The following is a 15,955-nucleotide window of genomic DNA, read 5'->3' as shown; positions in this document are numbered from 1 at the left end:
CGGTCCGGCGCCACACTAGGTTCCCCTACAAACCTAGCGCAGATCCAGGCCCAGGACGGCGTTCTCCACCAGCTCGCTCAACGAGGGGTGCGGCCAGTACTGCCTGGTGGCGAACTCGGCGAGATCGAGGTCGAACTCGATGGCGGTCACCAGCAGCTGAATCAGCGTCGCGGCCTGCGGGCCCATGATGTGGGCCCCCAGCAGGCGGTGCGAGTCCGCGTCCGCGATCAGCTTGCAGAACCCGGTGGTGTCCTCCATGGCCCACCCGTAGGCGACATCGGCGTACTCCTGCACCTTCACGGTCACGGTGCGGCCGTTCTCCTGTGCCCAGGTTCGCGCCTCGTCCTCCGTCATGCCGACATACCCGATCTGAGGGTGGGTGAAGATCCCGCCCGGGACGTTGTCGTGCTTGAACTTCTCCAGGTCGTCCTCCGGCGCGCCGACCTCGCCGACCTTGCCGACCTTGGCTACATTGTGGAAGACCGCGCGGGCCTCCTGGTTCGCCACATGCTTGAGCTGCAGCTCATTGGCGGCATCGCCGAGTGCCCACACCCCGTCCGCTGACGTGCGACCGTAGTCGTCGACGAGGATTCTGCCGTCCTCGGCCAGGTCCACACCTCCGGCCGAGGCATTCAGCAGGTCGCCGTTGGGGACGCGCCCCTGGGCGAGCAGTACCTCGTCGCAGTCGATCTCCCGGCCGTCGTCCAGCGTCAGAGTGACAAGGCCACCCTCGGCACGGGCACCGGTGACCGTGTGTCCCAGCAGGTTCGTCCACTGGGACCCCGCCAACTCGGTGAATCTCGAGGATACGGTCGAATCGAAACGGCGTAGCAGGGACCCCGACCGGTTGATGACGATCACCTCCACGCCCAGTGCCGAGAAGATGTGGGCGAACTCCACCGCGATGATCCCGCCACCCAGGATCACCAGGGTGCGGGGCAGCTCATCCATCCTCATGATGTCGGCGTTCGTGCGGTAGGGGATACCTGATTCCTCGATCACCTCCGGCACCCACGTCCGTGTGCCGGTGGCCAGGACAATCTGGTCGCCGGTGATTGTCCGGGCACGGTCGCCCTCACCGATACGCAGGGTGCGCTCGCCGGTGAAGGAGGCCATGTCACTGAACAGGGTGATGTTCGGCGTCTCGTCACCGCGCCGGTACTCCTCGCCACCCCGGGAAATCGGGTCGATCCGCTTTCCGAAGACCCGCTCCTTGAGGTCGTCCCAGTTCACCCGCCAACCGGCCACCGGCATCGGAGTGGCCGCCGCCCCGCCGATCGGATAGAGGTTGTACCGGCCGGCATCCGCCAGCTCGCGTGCCACATCGGCGGCGTAGACGTACATCTTGGTCGGGATACAGCCGACGTTGATGCAGGTGCCGCCGAAGACACCTTTCTCGACGACGGCGATCTTCCGGTCGTTCAGGTCCTCGGGAATCGAATTTCCCGAGCCGGTGCCGACGATGATGAGGTCAAAGTGTTCAGGCGTGTCAGTCATGGCACCGATGGTACGTCCACCCACGCGTCGACGGCGTCGAACGCCGTGGCCCTGACATCCGGACGCGAGAGAAAGACGTCATGCATCGCCCCGGGAATGACGCGGACCTCGCAGTGCGGGTCCACCAGGTGGGCGGCCGCCTGCATCTGTGACGGTTTCAGCACGGTGTCGGTCACGAAAGCCTGCTGCTCCGGCACGTCTGTCCCGGTAGCGTCGGACACCATCTTTCCGGCGCTGTCGGCATCTGAACACAACAGCAGGGTGGGGACTCCGGTGGAGAATGACCCGCCGTGCAGCTTGTTGATCTCCCGGCTGACACCCACCAGCCAACTGACCTGTTTCGGACGGGGGAGCGGTGGCTTGAGCTCCAGGTCGTAGTCCCACTCGCCGTGCTTCGAGACGTGCAGGGTCTGCCCGTAGGTCGGGTTGATGCCGCCGGGGACGTGCCACGTCGGCCAGAACCGGGCGACATGGGGGAGGATGCGGCGGATGATCAGGTTCGTCACACGGTCGAACTGCAGGTCCAGCCACGGGCTGTTCAGGATCACCGCGTCGATACTGGCGTGCAGTGCAGCGCGCGCGGTGTCACCGAGCTGCATCGCTGTATGCAGGCGGGATACGAACATCGTCACATCCAGCCCGCCGGTCGAATGGCCGACGAGCGTGGTGGACCCGTGCCCGGCGCTGAGCAGCGACAGCGCGACCGCCAGGTCCTCGTCGTAGAGCGACTGGGAGGTCACATGGTGCCAGGTCTGCCCCTCGCGGTGCGACCGCCCGCACTTGCGCAGGTCGATACCGTAAACGGCGTAGCCCAGTCCGTGGAAGTGCTCGGCGACGTGGGTCTGGAAGAAGAAGTCGGTCATTCCGTGGACGAACAGGACGGCGGGGCGCTCCCCCCATTCCGGTGTGTCTGTCGGACGGTAACGGACGAGCGTGCAGCACACCGTGCCCGGTGCTCCGTCGGGCTCCCCGTCCGGGTCGGCACCGAAGCCGACGGTGTGGCGTGTGTAGCCGTCACCCAGGATATCCGGCTCAAAGTCCAGTTCATGGACGCTTTGTCCCAGTGGGCGGGAAAGTACGGTGGCGAGATTCTGATGGCTGAGGGCGTTCACGGGATGCCAGTGTATCGCTCCCCGACGGCGGGAGGTCACGCATCGGAACCGGTTCAGAAGACGACCGTAGGTTGCCACGGGCTGAGGGGCGGGTTGTACCAGTAGCCGCAGTGGGACGTATCATCGCACCATTGTGGACGCCGCGTGTGGCTTATGGCAGTGCCCAGAACGCCACCGGCTGCGGCGAACAAGCAGCGATGAAAAGGATTGAGCTTAACGTGTCACCTTCCCAGAATGATCACGTCGACGTCGCCCTCATCGGCGCCGGTGTCATCTCCACCACCCTGTCCGTGATGCTGCGTCAGCTCCAGCCTGACTGGAGCCAGCTGATCATCGAGCGTATGGATGTCCCCGGTGCAGAGTCCTCCTCCCCGTGGAACAACGCCGGTACCGGCCACTCGGCCCTGTGCGAGCTCAACTACACGCCCGAGGTCAACGGCAAGATCGACATCTCCAAGGCTGTCGGCATCAACGAGAAGTTCCAGGCCTCCCGCCAGTTCTGGTCCTACCTCGTGGAGAACGGAACCCTCGGTGAGCCCAGCGAGTGGATCAACCGCACCCCGCACATGTCCTTCGGTCACGGTGCCGCACAGGCGGACTACATCAAGGCCCGCTATGAGGCGTTGAAGGACCACCCGCTCTTCCCGGACATGCAGTACACCGACTCGGAGGAGGTCTTCAGCGAGAAGCTCCCGCTCATGGCCGACGGCCGTGACTTCTCCGAGCCGGTCGCGATCTCCTGGACCGACGCCGGTACCGACATCAACTACGGTGCGCTGACCCGCCAGTACCTGGACGCCGTCACCGCCGAAGGCGTCGAGGTCCGCTACGGCAACAATGTCACCAACATCTCCCGCGACGGTGCGGGCTGGAAGCTCGAGGTGAAGAACCTGCACAACGGGGACACCTCCACCGTGCGTGCGAACTTCGTGTTCGTCGGCGCCGGAGGTATGGCCCTGCCGCTGCTGCAGAAGGCCGGCATCCCGGAGATCCGCGGTTACGCGGGATTCCCGATCTCCGGTGAATGGCTGCGGTGCACGAACGACGAGGTCATCGAACAGCACTCTGCGAAGGTCTACGGCAAGGCCGCCAAGGGCGCTCCGCCGATGTCGGTACCGCACCTGGACACCCGCATCATTGACGGCAAGAAGGGCCTGCTCTTCGGCCCGTACGCCGGCTGGACCCCGAAGTTCCTGAAGAACGGCTCCTTCCTGGACCTGTTCAAGTCCCTGCGCCCGGGCAACATCCCGTCCTACCTGGGTGTGGCTGTCCAGGAGATGGGTCTGACCAAGTACCTGGTCGAGGAGGTCCTCAAGGACCAGGCGGCCCGCGTGGAGTCGCTGCGCGAGTACATGCCCAACGTCAACGGCGACGACTGGGAGCTGGTCACCGCCGGACAGCGCGTCCAGGTGATCAAGCCGATCGGTGCGCCGAAGTTCGGTTCGCTGGAGTTCGGTACCGCACTGGTCAACTCCGGTGACGGCAGCATCGCCGGTCTGATGGGTGCGTCCCCGGGAGCGTCCATCGCCCCCTCGGCGATGATCGAGGTGCTGGAGCGGTGCTTCGGTAACCGGATGGCAGACTGGGCTCCGAAGCTCAAGGAGATGATCCCGTCCTACGGTGGCCGTATCTCCAAGGACACCGCGCTGTTCAACGAGCAGTGGGAGCGCAGCCAGAAGACCCTGAAGCTCGAGAAGTAGCAGGGGACTAGACTCTGAACCCATGAGTCTTGTGTTGACCGGCGTGCCGGTGCTCGTGGTGGACGGCCCGGACGCCGCCGTCGCCGCCGAGCTGCTCCGTGACCAGGGTGCCGTGCCGATCGTCGGTTCTGTGCCGACGGATACGCATGTCGCCCTGGTGCGCGTGCCTGCGGGCACGGCGCCTGCTGCGGCTGCCGACGCCCTGGATTGGGCGTCGGTCCACGGTGTACCGGTGGATGACCGGCGGGGGGCGGCGGAGATGCCGTCGGATCCCGAAGCGGGCTCTGCGAACAAGAGCCACGGTGGTGGCGGGCGTTCCCTCGGCAGCGTCACCCTCGTCGGCGGTGGTCCGGGGGACGCGGATCTGGTCACCGTCGCCGGAACCCGGGCCGTGCACGAGGCCGACGTGGTCCTCACCGACCATCTCGGAGCTGTCGCACTCGCCGAGGAGGCCGCAGAGCGGGGAGCCGAGGTCATCGACGTCGCCAAGATCCCGTACGCCACCCAGGTCCCGCAGGAGCGCATCAATGCGCTGATGATCGACCGGGCGGCAGCCGGCAAGCACGTGGTGCGTCTCAAGGGCGGGGACGCCTACATCTTCGGGCGGGGCCATGAGGAGGTCGTGGCGTGCGCGGAAGCAGGAATCCCCGTGCAGGTGATCCCGGGCGTGACCTCGGTGACGTCCGCGCCGGCGGCGGCGGGGATCTCGCTGACCCATCGGGGGCTGAACCACGACGTCACCGTGGTCTCCGGTCACGTCCCGCCGGGGCACGCGAAATCACTGGTGAACTGGTCGGCTGTCGCCGGTCTCACCGGCACCCTGGTTCTGATCATGGCGATGCGCCACGCTGGGGCGATCGCCGCGGAACTCATCGACCGTGGACGTGACGGCGCGACCCCGGCGGTCGTGGTCGAACATGCGTCGACCCCGCAGCAGCGGGTCACGGAGGCAACGTTGGCCACCCTCGGCGAGACCATCGAGCGTGAGGGGCTGGGATCGCCGGCGATCATCGTCATCGGTGAGGCTGCCGCACGGCGGGTTGACACCGCGGGGCTGTTCAACTGATCCGTCGTACCGTCCCGCTGCCCCGCAGCCAGTCACCCAGGTAGGGCAGTGTGAACTGCACCTTGCCCCAGCCGGCGGGGGAGATCAGGTCCCGGTCGATCAGCTTCGCCCGTGGATCGCTGGCGGCTCGCTGGGTCTTGCCGAGGCGTTCGGCGATCGCGGCGGTGGCGACCGGGCCGTCCGTGCCCTCAGGTCCGTCCACCGCTAGCGCAGCCATTGCCTCGAGGTACTCCCGTTGAACGGTGGGTACCCCTTTCAGCGACGGGTGGTGCACCTGGGCACCCATCGTCGACACCGCTTCATCCCTGATCGAGTCGACCTGCTGCACTGAGATCACGTCCGCATCGACACGGCGGGCAGCGTTCCACGCCAGGGATCCCACCAGTTGCACCAGGTAGGGGTAGCCGGCGGCGAGGTGGACGGCAGAGGCGAGGCCGGCCCCGTCGAATGCCAGGCCGGAGTCCCGCGACGAGGTGGCCAGCACGTCCGTGGCATCCTCCCTGGTCAGCGGTCCGAGGTCGTAGCGGTGTGCCCGTCGCATGAAGGTCGTCCCGGGCAGGTCGAGCAGTGCTTCCACCCCGTGGGTGAGTCCCGCCATGGCCAGGGAGACCTCCAGGTCGTCACGGATGAGGTTCTGGTAGGTCGTGGCAAGCCGACTCAGCGCATCGCGGTCGGCGTCCTGGATCTCATCGACGGTGATCAGCACCCCCGTGCCGGACATCAGTGCCAGCAGATCACGGAGCCGCGAGTCGAGTGTGGGACGGGGGAGGTCGTGCTCGTCCGGGCCGGTGAGAGAGGTCTTCACCGAGCCGAGGCCGGTGATCCCCACACCGGTGACCCGACGGGTCGTCGGTGGACTGAGCTCCTGGATCTTCGCCGGTATCACCGAGTCGACGAGCTCGGCGACGATGTCGCCGCGGGCGGAGGCACGCAGGATGATCCAGCCGTGGGTCGCGGCGATGTCCTCGAGTTCGTTGAGCAGGACGGTCTTGCCGATCCCACGTGATCCGGTGATCACCAGTGTGCGTGCGGCGGCGCCGGGGCCGGAGGCCAGGGCGTCGGCGTAGTCGTCGAGGATGATCCGTCTGCCAGCCCAGTAGTGCGGTGATGCTCCGAAAGTCGGACGGAAGGGGTTGGTCATGTCACCGAGTGTAGCGCCGACGCCGCTGCAGGTTGAGATTTTGAGAATTTGAGAAGTATTGACGGATTGAGAATTTGAGAATCCGCGCCCGGCCAACCACCTGGCCCTATGGTGGCGGCCACGGGAAGTCTTACCACTTCAGAGTGATAGGTTTTTCTCTGACCTGGCCTTTCGCGGAAGAAGAACTCTGAAAAACGGTAACACCTCGCCGGCTCCGCCCCAGTCACACTCAGCTGTCACTGCTCACACCACCAGTGTCAAGGAGTCTTTCGCGGAATCCGCGTCATTGACTTCCACGGTCATCCCGGCGCGCCGAGCGATGTCAGCCACACCGTCGACGTCCCCGGCGGCGCTCAGGTCGGTGTCGGCGGAGGCCAGTTCGCGGGCCAGCAGCCCCTTGTAGTGCTTGTTGAAGTGGCTGACGACCTTACGGGAGCCGTCCTCGCGAACGGACTCGACCCGCACGGTCACCGCACCCGGCAGTCGGCCCAGCTGCTGATAGCCGCCGGAGCGGAGGTCGACGACGGTGCCGGGAACCTGCCGCAACGCGTCGGTGACGGCCGAACCCCAGCGCGCCTTCATCGTCGGCAGCCTGTCCGTTGCGGTCCCGGCGTACGGCAGTTTCGTCCCGGCGGACAACCGGTAGTGCGGCACAGGGTCATCGGCCGAGAGCAGACCGAACAACGCCGAACCCACCCCCAGCCGGGCGCGGGCAGAGGGGGACAGGGTGGACACGTCGAGCGCGTCGTAGAGCACCCCGGTGTAGCGCATCACCGCCGGGACGGTCGGTGCCTCGCGTAGCCGGTTGTTCGCCTCGGCTTCCCCGCGGAGCTTCTCCGATATCCCGAGAACCTGCAGCGCATCGTCGGGGTGGAGGGCGGAGAGGTCGTCGATGTTCTGCTGCCGGACCTCATTGAGGGAGGGGAAGGAAAGTCCCTCGATATCGAGCGCGGGGCCGTCGCCGCCGGACGCCTTGGTTTCGGACGGGGGGAGCAGGATAAACATGCGCTACACCCTAGCGATACACACATAGTGCTTTGAACTAGAGTACCGGTCATGATCACCCGGATGTCGTCTCTTTTCCTGCGCACGCTGCGCGATGATCCCGCCGATGCGGAGGTCCCCAGCCACAAGCTTCTCGTTCGTGCGGGGTATATCCGGCGGTCGGCTCCGGGAGTGTACTCGTGGCTGCCGCTGGGGCTGAGGGTGCTGCGCAACGTGGAGAAGGTCGTGCGCGAGGAGATGGGTGCCATCGGTGCCCAGGAGATCAGTCTGCCGGCCCTGCTGCCGCGCGAGCCGTATGAGACGACGGGGCGCTGGACGGAGTACGGCGACGCGTTGTTCCGGCTCAAGGACCGCAAGGGGCAGGACTACCTTCTCGGACCGACCCACGAGGAGTTGTTCACCTCGCTGGTGAAGGGGGAGTACAGCTCCTACAAGGACTTCCCCGTCACCCTCTTCCAGATCCAGACGAAGTACCGGGACGAGGAGCGCCCCCGTGCGGGCATTCTGCGGGGACGCGAGTTCATCATGAAGGACTCCTACTCCTTCACGATGGACGACGAAGGGCTCGAGGAGGCTTACCAGGCGCACCGGCGTGCCTATCAGGCAGTCTTCGACCGGCTCGGAGTGGAGTACGCGATCTGCGCCGCCACGTCCGGGGCCATGGGCGGGTCGGCCTCCGAGGAGTTCCTCGCGGTCTCCCCGAACGGTGAAGACACGTTCGTGCGTGCGTCCGAGGGTGACTACGCCGCCAACGTCGAGGCCGTGGTCACACCCCACCCTGAGACGAGGCCGGTCGAGGGCCTGCCGGCGGCGACGGTCTACGAGACTCCGGACGCGCCGACGATGGACACGCTGGTGGAGTGGGCGCGGTCTGAGGGCATCACCGTGGACGGCCGTGACGTGGAGCTCGCGGACACGCTCAAGTGCCTGGTCGTGAAGGTGACCGAACCCGGCGGCGAACCGGAGTTGACGGGCATCCTGCTGCCGGGTGACCGCGAGGCCGACATGAAGCGGTTGGAGGCGTCCCTGGAACCGGCCACGGTGGAGCTCGCCGAGGACAAGGACTTCGAGGCCAATCCGTTCCTGGCCAAGGGATACGTGGGTCCGAAGGGACTGGCGGACAATGACGTGCGGGTGCTTGCGGATCCGCGCATCGTGACCGGGACGTCCTGGATCACAGGTGCGGACAGGAAGAACCACCATGTGGTGAACATGGTGGCCGGACGTGACTTCACCCCGGACGGTTACATCGAGGCGGCGAACGTCCGCGAAGGTGACGCCGCCCCGGACGGGATGGGCACGCTGACTCTGGAGCGCGGCATCGAGATCGGCCACATCTTCCAGCTCGGCCGCAAGTACACCGAGGCCTTCGACATGCAGATCCTCGATGTCAACGGCAAGCGTTCGGTCCCCACCATGGGGTCCTACGGGCTGGGGGTCTCACGGCTCATCGCCGTGCTGGCCGAGCAGATGCACGACGAGAAGGGACTGCGGTGGCCCAGTGAGGTCGCACCCTATGACGTCCATGTCGTCATCGCGAACAAGGACGCCGCCGCCGGCGAGGCCGCGGAGAACCTGGTCGACCGGCTGGCGGAGGCAGGGCTGGAGGTCCTCTTCGACGACCGTCCGAAGGTGAGCCCGGGGGTGAAGTTCAAGGATGCTGAACTGCTCGGTGTGCCATTGGTATTCGTGGTCGGCCGTGGGTTCGCCGACGGGACCGTCGAGCTGCGGAACCGCTTGACCGGTGACGTCGACAACATCGCCTACAACACCGCCGTGGATCTCTTCCTGGAACGCCGCGGGAGGTAGAGCCCGGAGGCGTGTTAGTCTGCGTCCTGTACCAGGACCGTCTGCGGAGGGCGGCCCGTGACTCGACGTGGGAGGTGAGATTCTCGGACCACGCGAACTGGAAGATGTCGCCGGAACAGCTGCAGGAGCATCTGAAGCTGCGCACCCGGGCACGACGCATCCCAGACAAGAAGAAGCAGCACGACCGAAGGGCCTGCCGGAACACCCGGCGGGCCCTTCCCGCGTGCCGGGACCGCCTACTCGCCCCGGACGCTGACGGCCAGTGGATCCTCGCCCAGCGCGTCCTCCAGTGCGGCCTCGGAGCGTGCTGACACGGCACACAGCATGGCGGTCAGGGCACGGTCGTCGTCGCTGACCTCGTCGACCGCGTCGCGCAGGGAGACGGTCACCGCGTGCACGGCGTCGAGAAGAACGGATGCGGCAGACGACGCGTCGGTGGGGGTGGTGAAGTCGTCAGGGGTGCTGTACCCGGCCTCGGCGGCGACGCCGGAGGCGGGGGTCACCGTGTCACGGATGGTCCGCATCCGGGTGCTGACGGTCGTGACGGTGTCCCGGTTCGTTCCGGCGACAGGCAGCACAACCCCGGAGAGGTAGACCGCCTGGTTGACCAGTTCCGTCGCCGGGGCAAGTGCGGAAGCGGTGTCCTCGGAGACGTCAGAACCACCGTCGAACCCGGCGTCGATCATGTCCTGGTCGATCGCGGTGCCGTCGGTGCCGTCGTCGACGGTGGCGAGTGCGGCATGCAGCCCGGTGAGCAGGACCGCGCGGTCACGTTCGCCGTCGTCGTCAGGTGCAGTGTCGCTGTCGGCGTCCTCGCCGTCGATGAGCTGGAGCATCCGGGAACGCACCTCTTCGACCGTCGGGGCGTCTGCGAGGGCCTCGAGTGTCCGTGCCCCGCAGTCCTCCGGGGGGTGCCCGTCACGGTCGGTGCCGCACTGGCGGAGGATCTCCCCGGAGATCGCCTCGGACTGGTCGGCGAATATCGCCGTGCCCCCGGCGACGGGTGTGCCGTCGAGGGCGTCGAGCTGTTGGACGAGAGTCTCCAGGTTCTGGTCGGGCCGGGGAGGCTCTGTGGAACAAGCGGTGACCGACGCTGACGCGACGGTGAACGCTGCGCCGACGGCAAGCACCCGTCGGACGGTGGGACGGCGCCGCCGCTGGATCGCGGTGGCGGAGGCGAGGGTGGGTGAGGAGACGTGCACGGTCCCATAGTGCCATCCCCGGTCGGTGATAGGGTTCACGGCATGGCTTTCCCTTCTGAACAGGACCTTGCCGAGGTCGTCGGCCCGCTGGCCGGAGAGCTCGGCCTCGACCTTGAATCGATTACCGTGACCAGGGCGGGGGCGAAGTCCGCGGTCCGGGTGGCCGTCGACGCCGACGACCGGCCGGACCTCGACCAGCTCGAGGAGCTCAGCAAGGCGGTGTCCGAGGAACTCGACGCCCGTGAGTCTTCCGGGGCACTGAACTTCGGACCGGGCTACACCTTCGAGGTGACCACGCCCGGACTGGAGACCCCGCTGACCGCACTGCGGCATTTCCGGCGCAATGTGGGCCGCCTGGTGAACATCGACGGGACGCAGATGCGTATCGCAGCGGTCGACGGGGACACCGACGAGATCTGGCTGATCCGTCCGGGGGAGAAGAAGAAGGACGCCCCGCAGGTCGAGGTCCGCGGATTGGCGTCGGTGGCGGGGGCTTTGGTAGAAGTTGAGTTTTCCGAACCCCCGGTCGACCAACGTGACCTGGTGGGCCTTGATCCCGAGAAGTACCGTGCGCTCCGAGCGCAGAAGGACGACAAGTGAAAATTGACCTGAGTGCCCTGACCGCCCTGGAGAACATCGAGCACGTGCGCAGAAGCGCGCTGTTGGGCGCGATCTCCGCGGCACTGCTGGACTCCTACCGCGAGCTGACCAAGGTGGACGGGCCCGCCCGCGTGGAGATCGACCGTACCGACGGGACGGTCACCGTCCTGCGCCTGGAGAAGGACGAGGACGGCAACACCACCGGCGAGTTCGACGACACTCCGGAGGATTTCGGCCGCGCCGCCGCGAAGGCAGTCCGGGACGCCATCCGTGGGCAGATCAACATCGCCCGGGCGGACACGACGTACACGAAGTACGCGGACCTGGAGGGCACCGTGGTCTCGGGAGTGGTGAACCGGGACGCACGAGCCAACGACCGCGGTATCACCGTGGTCCACCTCGGCACCGAGGCGGACGGGCAGGACGGTCTGATTCTCGCTGCCGAGCATATGCCCGGTGAGAAGCTGGAGCACGGTGACCGGGTGAAGTGCTACGTCACCGCCGTGAACCGTGGCCAGCGTGGCGTGCAGATCCTGCTGTCCCGGACCCACCCGGAACTGGTGCGCGGACTGTTCGCCCTCGAGGTTCCGGAGGTCGCGGACGGGTCGGTCGACATCACCGCGATCGCCCGGGAGGCAGGTCACCGGTCGAAGATCGCGGTGACCTCCACGGTCAACGGTCTCAATGCCAAGGGCGCCTGCATCGGTCCGCGTGGACAGCGGGTCACCGCGATCATGGAGGCACTCGGCGGAGAGAAGATCGACATCGTGGACCACTCCACCAACCCGGCGGTCTACGTGGGTAACGCGCTGGCACCGGCGAAGGTTGTCAGGGTCGACGTCACCGACCATGACATGCAGATCGCCCGGGCCGTCGTACCGGATCACCAGCTGTCGCTGGCGATCGGCAAGGAGGGGCAGAACGCGCGTCTGGCCGCACGGCTGACCGGCTGGAAGATCGACATCCGCCCGGAGTCAGCCCCCGATGACGGTGCTGACGGTGCCGGTAGCTCCGACGGCACTGACGAAGCCCTGCCGCAGATCTGACACCGTTGTCATTCACGGCCGGCTGTGCCGGTAGATGTGGATGACGTACTTTCGCCGCGCGATGGCTGGTCAGGAGCGTCCCCGGCACTCCTGCAGAGATGTCTCGTCGTGGCGGTTGGCTCCGCGGGGCCGTCGCACGTTAGACTGTGTACCGGTCTGACGACGAGGAGAAGGAGAACACGCATGTCTGATCGTGTTCCCGACTCTTCGCCGGATGCGGGTCCGCTACGGACCTGCATCGCCACCCGTCAGGTTCATCCGGCGACGGCGCTGTTGCGCTGTGTCGTCGAGAGGGACGGTGCGGGTGGAGGATCGGGGTCGGTACGTGTCGTCCCCGATCCCGGACGGCGCCTGCCCGGTCGTGGTGCGTGGATCACCGCGACTGTCAGTGCGTATGAGACCGCCGTACAGCGTCGTGCTTTTGCGAGGGCGCTGAAAGTGCCTGTCGAGGCGGACACGACTCCGGTTCTGGAGTATCTCCGGCGCCCCGGTGAGAACCCGGGGAACGGAGCGTCGATGTCTCGGAGGGTGCCGCATCTGACCACCAGCCCGGTGGCCGAGAAGGAAAAGGAAACCGATTACTGATGAGCGCACGATGAAGCAGCATCAGCGATGAGTGTCCAACTGACCTGGAGTCGTACGTAGTCGTCCTCGTGGAATGAAACCACGGGTGGCCGGCCTGCGACTCCACCATTACGAAGGAGAGCAGTGCCCGGAAAGCTACGTGTCCATGAGCTTGCGAAGCAGCTCGGAACGACAAGCAAGGAACTTCTCGCCACGCTCAAGGAGCAGGGTGAGTTCGTGAAGTCGGCGTCCTCGACGGTGGAACCGCCGGTCGTCAAGAAAATGAAGAACCACTACGGAGCGGGTGCGGAGTCCAAGAAGGACGATGCCGCGCTTCCGGACCTGAGCGGTCAGCCGACCGCCCAGGCGTCCAGCTCTGCGGCGCCGACGGGCGAGCCGACCGGCTCAACCCCCGGCGCTGCGAAGCCGGGTCCGAAGCCCGGTGCCGCCAAGCCGGGGGCCGCGAAGCCCGGTGCCTCGGCCAAGCCTGGCCCCGCCAAGTCGGCGGCCAAGCCCGGAGCGTCCGCCAAGCCGGCGCCTGCCGATGCACGCCAGGCAACGCCGGCGGATGCGTCACCGGCGGCAGCCGAGAAGGCTGCACCGAGTCCGAAACCGCAGGCTGAACGCCCGAAGCCGGGCGCGGCGAAGCCTGCCGCAAAGCCCGCCCCGCAGGACGCGGCGTCCTCGAAGCCGGGCCCGCGTCCGGCCCGAAGCCCGGTGCAGCCCGTCCGGGTGCCAAGCCGGGTCCGAAGCCGGGTGGCCGCGCACCCCGTGTCGCCAACAACCCGTTCTCCTCCGGGACCGAACGGCCGTCCCCCCGTCCGCAGGGCGGTCAGGGCGGCCAGGGTGGTAAATCCGATATGCCGCGCCCCGGCGGTTCAGCCGGACGCCCGTCTCCGCGTCCGGGTGGTAGCGGGGCAGCGAAGCCGGGCGGACGTCGTCCGAGCCCCGCGTCGATGCCCAGCCACCCCAGCCCCGGGCAGATGCCGGCCAAGGCCAGCACCGGTGGTGGCGGCGGTCGTGGTCGTGGCGGCCAGGGCGGTCCCGGCACCGGTGGTCCGGGAGGTCCCCGCGGTGGTCGCGGCGGACGTCGCGGCGGTACCGCAGGTGCCTTCGGCCGTCCCGGTGGCGCACCGCGTCGTGGACGTAAGTCGAAGCGGCAGAAGCGGAACGAGTACGAGGCGATGCAGGCTCCGAGTGTCGTCGGTGGCGTCAAGCTGCCGAACGGCAAGGGTGCCAAGATCCGTCTGCGTCGCGGTGCGTCGCTGTCGGACTTCGCCGAGAAGATCAACGCCGATCCGGCTGCGCTGGTGCAGGCGATGTTCAACCTCGGTGAGATGGTCACCGCGACCGCGTCTGTCCCGGACGACACGCTGAAGCTGCTCGGCGACGAGATGGCCTACACCGTCGAGGTCGTCTCCCCCGAGGACGAGGACCGTGAGCTGCTGGAGTCGTTTGACCTGCAGTTCGGTGAGGATGTCGGTGGTCAGGACGACCTGCAGCACCGGCCGCCGGTGGTCACCGTCATGGGTCACGTCGACCACGGTAAGACCCGCTTGCTCGACACCATCCGCAAGACCAACGTCGGCGGCGGCGAGGCCGGTGGCATCACCCAGCACATCGGTGCCTACCAGGTGCCGGTCGAGGTCAACGAGGAAGAGCGACTGCTCACGCTGCTCGACACCCCCGGTCACGAGGCGTTCACCGCCATGCGTGCCCGTGGTGCCAAGGCGACGGATATCGCGATCCTGGTTGTCGCCGCGGACGACGGCGTCATGCCGCAGACCGTGGAGGCGATCAACCACGCCAAGGCGGCGGACGTCCCGGTCGTGGTCGCGGTGAACAAGATCGACAAGGAGGGCGCGTCCCCGGACAAGATCCGTGGTCAGCTCACCGAGTACGGCCTGGTTCCCGAGGAGTACGGCGGCGAGACCATGTTCGTCGACATCTCGGCGAAGCAGGGCACGAACATCGAGAGCCTCCTCGAGGCAGTGGTGCTCACCGCCGATGCGTCGCTGGAGCTCGTCGCCAACCCGGACATGCCCGCCCAGGGTGTGGCCATCGAGGCGCACCTCGACCGTGGACGTGGCCCGGTGGCCAACGTCATCATCCAGCGCGGTACCCTGCGCGTCGGCGACTCGATCGTCGTCGGTGACGCCCACGGTCGTGTGCGTCGTATGGTTGACGAGCACGGTGAGGACGTCAAGGAGGCGGGCCCCTCGATGCCGGTGCAGGTCCTCGGACTCACCAGTGTCTCGGGTGCCGGTGACAACCTGCTCGCCGTGGACGACGACCGGACCGCCCGGCAGATCGCCGACCAGCGCAACGCCCGTCGCCGTAACGCCATGCAGGCACGGTCCCGTAAGCGGATCAGCCTGGAGGACCTGGACAAGGTGCTCAAGGAGACCAGCCAGCTCAACCTCATCCTCAAGGGCGACAACGCCGGTACGGTCGAGGCGCTGGAGGATTCGTTGTTGCAGATCGACGTCGACGACGAGGTCAGCCTGAACATCATCGACCGTGGCGTGGGTGCCGTCACCCAGACCAACGTCGACCTGGCTGCAGCGTCCGACGCGATCATCATCGGCTTCAACGTCCGCGCGGAGGGCAAGGCCACTGAGGTCGCGAACTCCGAGGGCGTCGAGATCCGCTACTACTCGGTCATCTACGACGCGATCGACGAGGTCGAGCAGGCACTCAAGGGCATGCTCAAGCCGGTGTACGAGGAGCGGGAGATCGGCACCGCCGAGATCCGTCAGCTGTTCAAGGCTTCCGCTGTCGGCCTGATCGCCGGTTCGATGGTCCAGACCGGGAAGATGCGTCGCAATGCGCAGGTGCGTCTCATCCGCGACGGCAATGTCGTCACGGAGAAGGCCACGATCGAGTCGCTGCGACGTGAGAAGGATGACGTCACCGAGGTCAACCACGGCTACGAGTGCGGTATGGTCCTGTCCTACCCGGACATTCAGATCGGGGACACGATCCAGGCGTACGAGCTTGTCGAGGTTCCGCGCGACCAGGTGAAGAAGGACGGCAAGGACGGCAAGGACGGCAAGGACAGCTAGGACAGCTGGAGATCCTTTCCGCCCGGCCCTGACACCCCGGTGCCGGGGGACGTATGAAGATATGTCCCCGCACCGGGGTGTCGCCGTGTCTGCGGCTAGAATCATCGTCGGGAAGCTCGACCACACCAACAACCAGAAGGGGTGCCAC

At 66.8% G+C, this 15,955-nt stretch carries 12 protein-coding genes and 1 pseudogene; 8 read left to right on the top strand and 5 right to left on the bottom strand.

What is annotated here, in order from left to right:
- Positions 1 to 33 precede the first annotated feature (33 nt).
- Together mtr and BJF89_RS04925 are read right to left on the bottom strand one after the other, a co-directional pair.
- Complete coding sequence (gene mtr / locus BJF89_RS04930) at positions 34 to 1,497, bottom strand: mycothione reductase (RefSeq protein ID WP_075813346.1); 1,464 nt, start codon at positions 1,495 to 1,497, stop codon at positions 34 to 36.
- The gene (locus tag BJF89_RS04925) at positions 1,494 to 2,609 is read right to left on the bottom strand and encodes an alpha/beta hydrolase (RefSeq protein WP_255372492.1); all 1,116 of its coding nucleotides are present in this window, start codon (positions 2,607 to 2,609) and stop codon (positions 1,494 to 1,496) included. The genes mtr and BJF89_RS04925 overlap by 4 nt, the downstream gene beginning before the upstream one ends.
- 218 nt (positions 2,610 to 2,827) lie before the next feature.
- Here BJF89_RS04925 and mqo point away from each other — a divergent pair, with 218 nt between their 5' ends.
- Together mqo and cobA are read left to right on the top strand one after the other, a co-directional pair.
- A complete protein-coding gene (gene mqo, locus BJF89_RS04920; RefSeq protein WP_139311884.1) occupies positions 2,828 to 4,309 on the top strand; it encodes a malate dehydrogenase (quinone) in 1,482 nt (493 codons plus the stop codon).
- A gap of 22 nt (positions 4,310 to 4,331) precedes the next feature.
- A complete protein-coding gene (gene cobA, locus BJF89_RS04915) occupies positions 4,332 to 5,375 on the top strand; it encodes a uroporphyrinogen-III C-methyltransferase (protein ID WP_075812779.1) in 1,044 nt (347 codons plus the stop codon).
- Here the strand turns inward: cobA and BJF89_RS04910 are convergent.
- Together BJF89_RS04910 and yaaA are read right to left on the bottom strand one after the other, a co-directional pair.
- Positions 5,368 to 6,516 (bottom strand): ATP-binding protein, encoded by a 1,149-nt coding sequence (locus BJF89_RS04910; protein ID WP_075812777.1) that lies wholly within the window; start codon positions 6,514 to 6,516, stop codon positions 5,368 to 5,370. The genes cobA and BJF89_RS04910 overlap by 8 nt on opposite strands.
- A 243-nt stretch (positions 6,517 to 6,759) precedes the next feature.
- A complete protein-coding gene (gene yaaA / locus BJF89_RS04905; protein ID WP_075812775.1) occupies positions 6,760 to 7,521 on the bottom strand; it encodes a peroxide stress protein YaaA in 762 nt (253 codons plus the stop codon).
- Between the two features lie 51 nt (positions 7,522 to 7,572).
- Between yaaA and BJF89_RS04900 the strand changes: the two genes are divergently transcribed.
- Together BJF89_RS04900 and BJF89_RS19335 are read left to right on the top strand one after the other, a co-directional pair.
- A complete protein-coding gene (locus tag BJF89_RS04900) occupies positions 7,573 to 9,330 on the top strand; it encodes a proline--tRNA ligase (RefSeq protein WP_075812773.1) in 1,758 nt (585 codons plus the stop codon).
- Positions 9,331 to 9,434: 104 nt separating this feature from the next.
- The gene (locus tag BJF89_RS19335) at positions 9,435 to 9,641 is read left to right on the top strand and encodes a DEAD/DEAH box helicase (RefSeq protein ID WP_255372513.1); all 207 of its coding nucleotides are present in this window, start codon (positions 9,435 to 9,437) and stop codon (positions 9,639 to 9,641) included.
- On the opposite strand, the gene BJF89_RS04890 is transcribed toward BJF89_RS19335, so the two are convergent.
- A complete protein-coding gene (locus BJF89_RS04890) occupies positions 9,567 to 10,532 on the bottom strand; it encodes a hypothetical protein (protein ID WP_158026036.1) in 966 nt (321 codons plus the stop codon). The genes BJF89_RS19335 and BJF89_RS04890 overlap by 75 nt on opposite strands.
- Positions 10,533 to 10,574: 42 nt before the next feature.
- Here BJF89_RS04890 and rimP point away from each other — a divergent pair, with 42 nt between their 5' ends.
- The 4 genes and pseudogenes from rimP to infB all read left to right on the top strand — a co-directional run bounded on the left by rimP (position 10,575) and on the right by infB (position 15,807).
- Complete coding sequence (rimP, locus tag BJF89_RS04885) at positions 10,575 to 11,132, top strand: ribosome maturation factor RimP (RefSeq protein ID WP_075812769.1); 558 nt, start codon at positions 10,575 to 10,577, stop codon at positions 11,130 to 11,132.
- Positions 11,129 to 12,178 (top strand): transcription termination factor NusA, encoded by a 1,050-nt coding sequence (gene nusA / locus BJF89_RS04880; protein ID WP_075812767.1) that lies wholly within the window; start codon positions 11,129 to 11,131, stop codon positions 12,176 to 12,178. Before rimP ends, nusA begins: the two co-directional genes overlap by 4 nt.
- A gap of 183 nt (positions 12,179 to 12,361) precedes the next feature.
- Positions 12,362 to 12,763, top strand: coding sequence for a YlxR family protein (locus BJF89_RS04875; RefSeq protein WP_075812765.1), 402 nt, complete (start codon positions 12,362 to 12,364; stop codon positions 12,761 to 12,763).
- 123 nt (positions 12,764 to 12,886) lie between these two features.
- A pseudogene (infB, locus tag BJF89_RS04870) lies at positions 12,887 to 15,807 on the top strand (translation initiation factor IF-2).
- Positions 15,808 to 15,955 lie beyond the last annotated feature (148 nt).

Source organism: Corynebacterium sp. CNJ-954 (genome assembly GCF_001942345.1).
Lineage (GTDB): Bacteria > Actinomycetota > Actinomycetes > Mycobacteriales > Mycobacteriaceae > Corynebacterium.
Note: the sequence above shows the minus strand (reverse complement) of the source record. Positions and strands in the feature narration are given on the sequence as shown.